The sequence below is a fragment of the bacterium genome (genome assembly GCA_024226335.1).
Lineage (GTDB): Bacteria > Myxococcota_A > UBA9160 > SZUA-336 > SZUA-336 > JAAELY01.
In genome coordinates this window covers 1-10306 of sequence record JAAELY010000017.1, presented here as the reverse complement: position 1 = coordinate 10306, position 10306 = coordinate 1, and the positions used below count along the sequence as shown (strand labels likewise).

Below are 10306 nucleotides of genomic sequence, written 5' to 3'. Positions count from 1 at the left end.
CTAGGGAATCTCTGCACAGGGAGGATTCGAGCGAGAAGCGGGAATCGCCGCCTGAGCAAGAAGCGTGATCCGATCGCAGATCCGTAGATCTGCAGAGGGTCGCGCGACGCAGCGCAGGCGGATGCATCGCGCTTCGCAGCCGCAGCCTCCCTGTGCAGGGGTTCCCTAGGTGAGCCGAAGGATCCAGGCGCTGCAGACGGCAGAGCGCCGCAGACTCCAAAAGGCCACATTCCGGCGCGAGAGTGAGACATCCAGTCGCTCATAGCGTTCAGGCGCGGCTCGAAAGTGTCGAGTGCTTGGCATGAAGTCTGCTCTCTTCCACATCGACGTCTGGAACTTGGAATGAGAGGAGGGCTTCGTGTCGAATTTTCGGGTATCGGTTGACCACTACATGAGTTCTCCGGTCCATTCTGTTTCCGGCGGGGAAACTCTGGAGACGGCTCGAAATCGCCTCGAGGAGCTTCGGATTTCGAGCCTCGCCGTCACAGATGGATCCGGACAGATCATCGGAGTCATTTCCATGACCGATCTGATCCGTGTCGGCCGCCTGCAGGCCGGGAGTCTGCCCCGTTCGTCTCTTCTGACCCTCCCGAATCAGAGCATTGAAAAAGTGATGAGTCGCGATGTCGTGACGGTGCAACCTGCTGACCCCATGGCTCTAGCGGCTCAGCGGATGGTCGACGGGTACTTCCACCGGGTCTACGTGCAGGAGAGAAATAGGCTGGTCGGTGTGTTGACGACGCGCGACGTGATGCTCGCTATTCGCGACAAGCGGGTTCGCCAACCGATCGCTGACTGGATGTCTTCTCCGGCCTTTTCAGTGCGAGCCGAAGAGCCGATCTCGATCGCGACCGAACGCCTCGAAAAGGCCCACGTGTCGGGGCTCGTAGTTCTCGAAAATGACTGGCCCGTTGGCCTCTACACTCAGCGGGAAGCTCTGCGCTCCCGGAATCAATCGCGCGATACCCAGGTCGAGGTTGTGATGAGTGGGGCCATGCTGGTGCTCAGCCAAAAAACTCCGCTTTACCGGGCTGCCGCCCAGGTGGCGGAACTCCTGGTTCGAAGAGTCATCGCAATCGATGACAACCGCAAGATTTCGGGAATCCTGACCGGAATCGACTTCGCAAGAGTCGCCGCATCGGGTGGCTAGCCCTGATCCGGGAGCCCGGGATGTTCAGTCATGCCTTCCGAGCGGAATCACGCGTGGGGTCGTCAAACCGGCCCAGTCCGCGTAGCCCATACGCACTGCCGTGCGGTGCGTTCCAGCATTGAAGGTAATGGTCTCCGACTCGGCGAGTGCGGTGTTGACGAAAACCTCGAGTCCCCAGAGGTTCCCGAACGGGGGAGCTGCTCCGACCTCGCATTCCGGGCATACCTCTGCAATCTCCGTCTCACTCGCAATCTCGACGTATTCCGCACCGAGTGCGAGCCGGAGTTTCGTCTCGGAGACCCGGTCGTCGGCTGGCAGGACCACTAGCACGAGACCCTTTTCCGTACGGACGAACACAGACTTCGCAAAGCTATGCGAAGGCGTATGGGTATCCCACGCCGTCTGATACGCGGTGTGGTCGGCATGGTGCGGGACAAGTGTGTAATCGACTTGCTCGCGCTCGAACAGTTCTCGCAGCGGTCCGCAGATCTCTTTCATACTGGAAATCAACGTCGCAACTTCCGTGCCACGAGCGGCGCCGCATTCACCGCTCTGCTCACCCCGCGGCGGGGCGGAATGCCGCGAGGTGGGACTGCGCGCCTCGTGCTGTGGGTTGGTATGAATGGTGCTACAACAAGAGGATGCGCGGATTTCCACACCGCGAAGTGGAAAGGAGCAATCATGGCCATCCGAAAGATCCTCGTTCCGGTCGACCTCTCAGAGGCTTCGCGTGCCGCTTTCGCCTATGCGCTCGCGTTTGCGAAAGGGGAGGGGGCGGCGCTCGTCATCGTTCACGCGTTGTACCTGCCTTCGGATATGACGGTCACGGGGCAGTGGTGGTCGAATCTGCGAGCTGCGGCGATTCGCGAACTCGGCGAACTCCAGAATGCCGCGGAGGCACTCGGGGTGACGGCCGAGACCGAGATCACGAGCGAACACCCCGCGGATTCTATCGAACGCCTGGCACAAGAGCGGGGAATCGATCTCGTGTTGATTGGCTCCCGCGGCGGAGGTTTGCTGCGCCATGCGCTTCTCGGTAGCGTCGCCACACGCGTTCTGGCGACCTCGCCCTGTCCAGTGCTCACGCTTGCGCATGATGCGAGTCTCCCAAAGGGAGACGAGCCTCTGGTATTCCAGCGCATCCTGGTTGCGACTGATTTCTCGCAGACGGCGGAACTCGCTCTTCAATGGGCGGTCGAGTTTGCCCAGGCCCACGGGGCGAGCCTCCATCTCGTCAATGCCCAGCATCTGGAGGTTCCGGTCATGTCGATGAGTAGCGTTATGTTACCACCGACCTTGATCGACGATCTCCGGCAGTCGGCCAGGGGCCGACTGGAAGAAGTGGCGGAACGCATTCGTTCGAGCGGTTTGGAGGTCACGACCCAGGTCGTCTGGGAACCCGCCGCCGGTGCCGTGCGCGACGCTGCAAAGCGCGTCGAGGCGGATATGATCGTAATGGGAACGCGCGGGCAGACAGGTGTGTCCCGCTTCGTACTCGGAAGCGTCGCCGAACGTACCATTCATATGACTCCCTGCCCCGTGGTAACCGTCTCCGGAAAGGCCCACGACTCTTGAGCGCAGGCGCCGAGAACGAAACCCTTCGAGAAGCCGCACGGGACATACCCGTACGACATCGCGCGGACGTCCTCGTTGTGGGAGGGGGAACGGCAGGGGTTGCCGCGGCCAGCGCGGCTGCGCGTGCAGGCGCCGATGTCATGCTCGTCGAGCGCAACGGCTATCTGGGCGGGCTGGCCACAGGGGGCCTCATCGTCCTCCTGCTCACGCTGGATGACGGTCGCGGACGTCAGATCATCGCTGGGTTGTGCCAGGAGATCATCGATCGTCTCGACGCCCGGGGTGCGGCCTTCCACCCGTCTTCGGACGAGTGGGGCAGTGACGATGCCGATCTCGTTGCGCGTGACCGGCGTTTTGGACTGGTCTGGGGAGGTGGACCGCATCGCGTGCGCTACTCCGTGGCGTTTGAGCCCGCGTACATGAAGGGGGTACTCGACGATCTGGTTCGCGAGTCCGGGGTCCGGCTGCTCTGCCACGCGTGGGGGTCTGCGGCGATCCTCGAAGAGCGCCGCGTACGAGCCGTTGCATTTGAGAGCAAGGCGGGCCGATTCGCGGTCAGCGCCGACATCGTGATCGATACGACCGGGGACCTCGATATCGGCGCGAGTGCGGGTTGCGCATTCGAGTCGGAGAGCGTGTTGCCGTGGATGTGGTTCACGGTCGGTGGAGTCGACGTCGACGCGGCCGCAGCGAGCGGTACGGGCTTTCAGGCGATCGGGGAGGGCAAGGTCCTGATGCCATGGGGTTCCATCGAGAAAATCGGCCGCATAGATGCGACCTCGCCGGAAGATCTGACCCACGCTGAACTCGAATGTCGCACACGCGTATTGCGCGAGTACGAGCGCTTGCGCCGGGACGTGCCCGGATTCGAACACGCGCATCTATGTGAGGTCGCTTCTGCTCTGGGCATTACCGAGAGTCGTCGACTCATCGGACGCCGCGTACTGACGCGCGACGACATGGACCAACCCTCCAACGAGGCCATCGCGACCACGGGCCATTGGACCCGCTACGGAGCGACCTACGATATTCCGTACGGTGCGTTGCAGGCGCGCGAACTCGACAACCTTCTGGTCGCAGGTCGCTGCATCTCTGTCGAGCATCGCGTGCACCACGCGACCAAGGAGATACCCGCCTGCATGGCTACCGGGGAAGCGGCCGGTGTCGCCGCCGCATTGTCACTCGAAACCGGTATCGCCCCGCCCGACCTCGATGTGAGCCGTTTGCGCGCCACGCTCGTCGAACGCGGCGCGATCGTCAGCGCGGCTCGTTAGAGGCCTATTAGGCCAATCGCAGACGCAACACGACTCGCCGGTGACTCGGGAGAATCATGTGTTGCATATGCGTCAGAGGAGTCGATCCCCGCAGCCGCCCGACTCCAGTGTGCTTGTTCTGTCGGGACTTCCGGAGTCTGTTGCCGGTTGCTGATACAGCGATGTCGAGGTGATGCCGATGAACTCGGTATGCGAATTGGGCCGAAACACCATGCATCGTGAAGCCCGACGTCTGCGCGAACTTCTCGCGCAGCCAACGATCGCGCGCGCCATCGGTGCGCACGATGCACTCGGTGCAACCATCGGTGACCAGGCGGGGTTTGATGCGATCTGGTCGAGCGGTCTGGAGATCTCCACGTCGCATGGTGTGCCGGACGCGAACATCCTGACGATGACAGAGTTTCTCGACGCTGCCGCCGCGATGGCCCGCAGCACTTCGATTCCAATCGTGGCGGATTGTGACACTGGATTCGGCAACTCGAACAACGTGATCCATATGGTGCGCAGCTTCGAGGCCGCCGGGGTCGCGGGTGTGAGCATCGAAGACAAGCTCTTTCCAAAGGTGAACAGCTTTGTTCCCGGCCGGCAGGAACTTGCACCTGTCGCGGAATTCGTCGGCAAGATCATGGCAGCCAAGAACGCCCAACGCAGCGATGACTTCGTGGTGATTGCGCGGGTCGAGGCGCTGGTGGCGGGTCACGGTATTGAAGAAGCGCTGCGGCGGGGCCGCGCGTATGCCGACGCGGGGGCGGACGCGGTCCTGATTCACAGTAAGTCGAAAACTCCAGACGAGATACTCGAGTTCGTCCGGCGGTGGGAGGCGCGGGCGCCGCTCGTCGTCGTGCCGACGACCTACCATCAGATCAGCGCGCAAGAGCTGGAGGCAGTGGGAATTGCCTTGCTGATCTATGCAAACCACGGTCTGCGCGCTTCGATTCGGGCGATGCAGGATACCTACTCGCGGATTCTCCAGACGGGTTCGACGTCCGCAGTCGAATCGGATATTGCGTCGATGACCGAGGTCTTCGAACTACAGGGCATGCCGCAGATGAAGGCCGACGAGAAGGCATTCCTGCGCGCGGGTGAACCGACTCGCGTCGTGATTCCGGCCGCAGGCGATCATTCCGGTGAGGCATCGATGCGAGAGATCGCAGCTGACGTGCCGATGGCCATGGTCGATATCCACGGTGAGCCACTGCTCCAACGACAGGTTGAAACCCTGAACCGAGTCGGTGTGCAGGATGTTCGCGTGATCTCCGGACACCGGGCTGACCGGATCGATGTCGAGGGTGTGCAGATCGTACACCACGAACGCTGGGCACAGACTGGGATCGCGGCATCGATCCTGAGTGCAGGCTCCGCGCAGCAAGCACGTACGTTGATGATCTTCTCCGACGTACTCTTCGATACGGATCTGGTTCGCAGACTTCTCAGTTGTAATGAAGATGTTGTACTCGCGGTCAATCGTCAGTTCGATCCCGCAGCCGATGCCGGGACTCGTGCTCGGGACTATGTAGCGCTTGCGGAAGCACCGGTGCAGACGCGTCGCGCCCTGGAAACGGGTTCACATCAGACCGTGGTGAGCATCGGCAAGACCTTGCATCCAGCTGAGGTCCACACGGAGTTCATCGGACTCGCCCTGTTCTCCGAGAAGGGCTTCGGCCTTCTGGAAGAAGCCTGGGAAGCCGCGCTTGTGCGCGCAGACGAGGGCTTCCACGAGGCCGCCGATACGCGAAAGGCATCATTTACCGACCTGATCCAGGAAGTGATCGATCGGGGCTATCCCGTGCACGCACTCGAGACGTCCTCGGGTTGGATGGAAATCCACAGTTTCGACGACTACCGCGAAGCCTGTAGCGTCTTTGCCCGGCGGGGAGGTGCGAACACATGAGAGTCTCGTGCTGCACCCTGATCGCGGTATTGACGAACCTGATACGCGAATGCGAAAAGATGTCGCCGTGCAGGCCGTGATCGTTGCCGCGGGGCGCGGCTCACGGCTTCAGGCATTGACCGACGACACACCGAAGTGCCTGCTCGAGATCGGTGGTCGCTCGCTTCTCTCGTTGCAGATCGAAGCGCTGCAAATGTATGGCGTGAAGGACCTCGTGGTCGTCACGGGTTATCGTGCGTCGCAGATCGAGGCGTTGCTGCCAGATTCTGCCACGGCCGTCTACAATCCGTTCTGGGCCGAGACCAATAACATGGCTTCACTGTGGATGGCGCGTCACCTGCTCAGCGATGATTTCGTCTACCTGCACTGCGATGTGCTCTTTGATCCGGCGATCCTGGGGCGGCTTCTCGAAGCGACCGGCGAGGTAGTCTTGTCGGTCGAGCGCAAGCTCTGCGATCACGAGGACATGAAAGTCCAGATCGTGGACGAGAGCATCGTTCGCACGGGCAAGGAACTTCCGATTTCCGATGCGAGTGGCGAGTTCATTGGCCTGGCACGTGTGTCCCGCGACGCCCGTACCGAACTCATGGCCGAAATCGAAGAACTGGTTCGCGACGGTCACCTCCAGACCTACTTTGCACACGCAATCGAGCGCCTCAATCTGCGCGGAGTGGAAGTGACTCCCTGTGATATCGGCGATGGTGCCTATTGGGCCGAGATCGATACGACCGCCGACCTGGAAGGCGCGCGCACCGCCGTGGCGGCGGGGTGTGCGCCGTGGGTCGAGTCCGAAGGTGATTGACCTCCTTCTGAATCGAGTCGACGGGATAGCGCCTTTGGTTTCGGTCGCGGCCCATCTGCCGCAAGCCAATCTCATCGCGACACGCGAGTCGCCCCAGATCGTTGCTGAACTCGAAGCTCGAAAGCTGCCCTATCAGTTTGCGGCTACGCCTGGCTCCCTGATCTGGCTGAGCTCTGGAAGTTCGTCTTCTGGAAAATTGAGCCAGGACTCCCACGCAATGCGAGTCCGCCTCATGCTCGATGAAGCCGACGAGGTCTATCGCGAACGCGACGAGATGCTGCCTTTCGATGCCGTGCTCACATCGACGCAAGAGCAGGCGTTCCTCGCCCGCCGTTTCACGCACGCGTTCGTCTGTCCGACTGCGGCCGAGGCCGCGGATCGGCTCGAGAAACTCGCTCGAGAACACGAGCGCGCCATTTCCTATCGGAACGCGCTCCGGGCGCGGAATGTCATCTGGATCTGCGTCGATGGCGTACGGCCCGATCGGCTGAATTCCTGCGGGAACGAGACCCGACCCCGAAACTATCTGGACGAACTGCTTTCCAGGGGAGCGCTGCTCCCGCAGGTCTACTCGGCGGGAGCCGGAACCCATACCGCGATGCACTCGGTGCTCACTTCGATGTATCCCGCAAACCACCGCATGCTCGGTTGGACCCGAGACGCAATGTGGCGGATTCATCCTCGAGTGCTCTCGCTTGCCGACCTGTTCAAACAACAAGGCTATCAGACGTTTCGCTGGTGCGATTGCGCAGGCGAGCAGGTCGTTCCGAAATCCGGTTTCGATGTCTGGGAACACAGCGACGTACCGATCGGCGAAGGTCTGGCACTATTCGGAAACGACCTCGCGTCTCCCCGACGGAAAGCGTTCATCGAGAAATTCAACGCGACAGAAGGTCCGAAGTTCGCGTACATCCACATGGAGCTCTTCCACGAACTGAATGGGCTCATGCGGGACATCTGGTCGACCCAGGGCTACGACGCCAATCTGGAGCCCGTCTCCGAAAGCCTGCGGGGGATTCTCGATTCGATCGAGTACGGACCGGAAGATCTTCTGGTCTTGACGACGGATCACGGCGCGGCTTTGGATGAAGATTTCGCCGAGATCGAGCGCGAGTACGGCCCGCGACACACGGAGAGTGCTGCACTCACGTTTGCCAGTTTCACTGGCCAAGGAATCGCGCCCCGACGCATTGACGGACTCGCCCGCTCGATTGACGTCGCGCCGACCGTATTTGATCTGGGAACCGGTGGGGCCATGGGTGCAGAGGGGCGGAGCCTGCTCCCAGTATTGCTCGGTGGACAGCACACTCCCCTCTGGGCGTTTCGCGAGAAGGGAGCCGCTTTCGACCACCCGCCTTCGCCCGATGCGTCGAACCTCTGGTGCGTACGCGCCGAAGGCTGGAAGCTGGCGTTGCACGCCTACCGGGCCGATAGCAACTGGTTGATGGATCTGGATCGCGATGCGGACTACACGGTGAATCAGCTAGGGCAGGGGCTGGCGATCGAAACCGAACTGCGTCGGGCGCTCAACGAGACCTTGATCGAAAATCCTCTAGAGCCTCAACAGATCTACGCCCAACGGGCTCAGGAACTGCACCCTGCAGACTTTTCGCCCGAGGTCAGTGTGCTCCTGCCGCTTCTCGATGATGAAGCAGGTCATGCGAATCCGGAAACCTGTCTGCGAAGCCTCTGCGCACAGGCGGGTCCGGGCTTCGAGATCCTGGTGCTCGATGCTTCGGTACACGCGAGTGGCATGAAGCTCGTCGACGAGGAATTTGCCGACGATCCTCGCGTGCGTTCCTGGCGTCTCTGGTCGGGCGACGTCTGCGAGCTGCTCGACCGGGGCTTAGCGTTCGTCCGTACTCCGTTCACGGCGGTCGCGAGTTCCGACACGGTGTACGAAGAGCACTTTCTCTCTTCTCTCGTCGCAGCATTGCGCGATGAGCCTGCGAGCGGACTGGCTCATGGGGACCTGCACGCCGTGAGTTCGGAGGGAATGCTCGTTCGCCTCAGCGCCCGAGATTCCTTCGCCAGCACCGGCGGCCAGCCAGATTCCAGAATCCTGATGTTTCGCACCGAGACCGTTCGCGCACTGGGCGGCTTCGTTTCGAATTCTGGAGGTCTGGCGGGCGCGAAGGGGATCTGGAGCAAGCTTGCGTTGGAAGCGCCCGTCGCCATCTCTGCGCGCGTCTGCGGAGCGACGGCCGCAGTCGTACGCGGGGCCGTCGCCAATCCGCAGTCCGGGCCCGCTGTCTCGCTGGTCGTTACAGCGACACCGCTCGATTCCGTCGATTCACTGCTCGATACGTTCCGCGCCCAGACGCTTGGCGACTTCGAACTCATCTGGGTGAGCCCGCCGGGACTCGCACCGCCCGATTTCGACGCGCGCCTGCGGATCGTCGAGAGCCACTCCGCCGGGGCGCCCGCAGAGGCGATGCAACGGGCTTTGAGGGCCGCACGCGGCCGCGCCATCTGCTGGGTCGAAGCAGACGCTCAATACTCACCCGACGCCGTCGAGAAACTCTGGCTCGCTCTCGAGGCGCATCCCGAGTGTATCTCGGTACTCGGTCGAGCGGATACGGCCGCGGGGGTTCCTCTCACCACTTCGGATCACTCCCTTTCCCGTGTGTTGACACAGACTCCCGTGTTTTCGAGCTGGATGTATCGATCCCTGATGCACGATCGACTGGGCTGGCTTCAGGTGGACCTGGGAACTTCTGCGATGCACGACTTCTACGTGCGCGTTCTCGAGAGGTCTCCGCCTCTGTTTGTCGACGAACGAGTCGTGACCTGTAATGCTAGTTCGGCCACGAACCCCGCTGTTCTGAGCCACGCCCTGGCTCGCCGCGGCTTCGATCTGGGTCTCGAGCAGCTCTATCCGTGGATCGGGCATTGCAAGGATCTGGAGCGTGCCCGGGTCGACGCCTGTGTCGACTTTGGTGCGCGGCTCGTTCGCCTGGGAGAAGGCGCAGCGAATTACGCGAGTGAATTTCTCAAGCTCGCTCTACAACTCGATGACAGCAGCATCAGCGCGGCTCTGAATCTGGCCCACGTCTGGGTGGTGCAGCGGCGCTGGCAGGAGAGCGCTGCGCTGCTCGATCAGCTGCGCTCACTCGATCATCCGGAAGCCCTCGCCCGAGTTGCGTTGCTCAAAGCGGCCGTCGAAGCTCGTGACCCGTGCGCACTCGCTGAGCTGGAGCCCATTGGAATTCCGGCCACGAGCGAGTTACTCGATCTGGCACCGCGCTAGCGTTTCGTTCCCAGCAACAACGGGGTTGGGCTACTCTCCTGGACATGGCCGATTCCGGAGCGATTGCACTCGCCTTTTCGTTCGGAGTCGCAGGTTGGACGTTCCTGGAGTACATCCTTCATCGCTTCGTCTTTCACGCGGCTTCCCCTCTTGGCCCCGGTGCTCGGGAGCATCGCAAACATCACGCGGTCTCGGACTACTTCGCACCGTGGTGGCAAAAGGCTCTAGGGAACCTCTGCACAGGGAGGCTGCGGCTGCGAAGCTCGATGCATCCGCCTGCGCTGCGTCGCGCGACCCTCTGCAGATCTACGGATCTGCGATCGGATCACGCTTCTTGCTCAGGCGGCGACTCCCGCTTCTCGCT

General features: G+C 61.9%; 7 protein-coding genes. 6 read left to right on the top strand and 1 reads right to left on the bottom strand.

All coding sequences use genetic code 11. The annotated features are described in order from the left end of the window. The first annotated feature begins 358 nt into the window (after positions 1 to 358). Positions 359 to 1150: a CBS domain-containing protein gene (locus GY725_00800; GenBank protein ID MCP4002708.1), complete on the top strand. Its 792-nt coding sequence runs from the start codon at positions 359 to 361 to the stop codon at positions 1148 to 1150. 24 nt (positions 1151 to 1174) lie between these two features. Here GY725_00800 and GY725_00795 read toward each other — a convergent pair whose 3' ends face one another. Beyond that, complete coding sequence (locus tag GY725_00795; protein ID MCP4002707.1) at positions 1175 to 1648, bottom strand: YbaK/EbsC family protein; 474 nt, start codon at positions 1646 to 1648, stop codon at positions 1175 to 1177. 183 nt (positions 1649 to 1831) lie between these two features. Between GY725_00795 and GY725_00790 the strand changes: the two genes are divergently transcribed. From GY725_00790 to GY725_00770, 5 genes are all read left to right on the top strand, one after another. Continuing rightward, entirely contained in the window at positions 1832 to 2725 is an 894-nt protein-coding gene (locus tag GY725_00790) for a universal stress protein (GenBank protein ID MCP4002706.1), read from the top strand. Then, the gene (locus tag GY725_00785) at positions 2722 to 3999 is read left to right on the top strand and encodes an FAD-dependent oxidoreductase (GenBank protein MCP4002705.1); all 1278 of its coding nucleotides are present in this window, start codon (positions 2722 to 2724) and stop codon (positions 3997 to 3999) included. The genes GY725_00790 and GY725_00785 overlap by 4 nt, the downstream gene beginning before the upstream one ends. 178 nt (positions 4000 to 4177) lie before the next feature. Next, positions 4178 to 5890 (top strand): phosphoenolpyruvate mutase, encoded by a 1713-nt coding sequence (aepX, locus tag GY725_00780; protein MCP4002704.1) that lies wholly within the window; start codon positions 4178 to 4180, stop codon positions 5888 to 5890. A gap of 49 nt (positions 5891 to 5939) precedes the next feature. Next, positions 5940 to 6692 carry a phosphocholine cytidylyltransferase family protein gene (locus GY725_00775; GenBank protein MCP4002703.1) on the top strand — a complete coding sequence of 251 codons (753 nt, stop codon included), beginning with the start codon at positions 5940 to 5942 and terminating at the stop codon, positions 6690 to 6692. Then, positions 6685 to 9942 carry a sulfatase-like hydrolase/transferase gene (locus GY725_00770; GenBank protein ID MCP4002702.1) on the top strand — a complete coding sequence of 1086 codons (3258 nt, stop codon included), beginning with the start codon at positions 6685 to 6687 and terminating at the stop codon, positions 9940 to 9942. The genes GY725_00775 and GY725_00770 overlap by 8 nt, the downstream gene beginning before the upstream one ends. Positions 9943 to 10306 lie beyond the last annotated feature (364 nt).

Excerpts from the sequence above, each read along its gene's own strand:
- GY725_00790 (MCP4002706.1), top strand. The coding sequence starts at position 1,832 with ATGGCCATCCGAAAGATCCTCGTTCCGGTCGACCTCTCAGAGGCTTCG.
- GY725_00795 (MCP4002707.1), bottom strand. The coding sequence starts at position 1,648 with ATGAAAGAGATCTGCGGACCGCTGCGAGAACTGTTCGAGCGCGAGCAA.
- aepX (MCP4002704.1), top strand. The coding sequence starts at position 4,178 with ATGAACTCGGTATGCGAATTGGGCCGAAACACCATGCATCGTGAAGCC.
- GY725_00775 (MCP4002703.1), top strand. The coding sequence starts at position 5,940 with ATGCGAAAAGATGTCGCCGTGCAGGCCGTGATCGTTGCCGCGGGGCGC.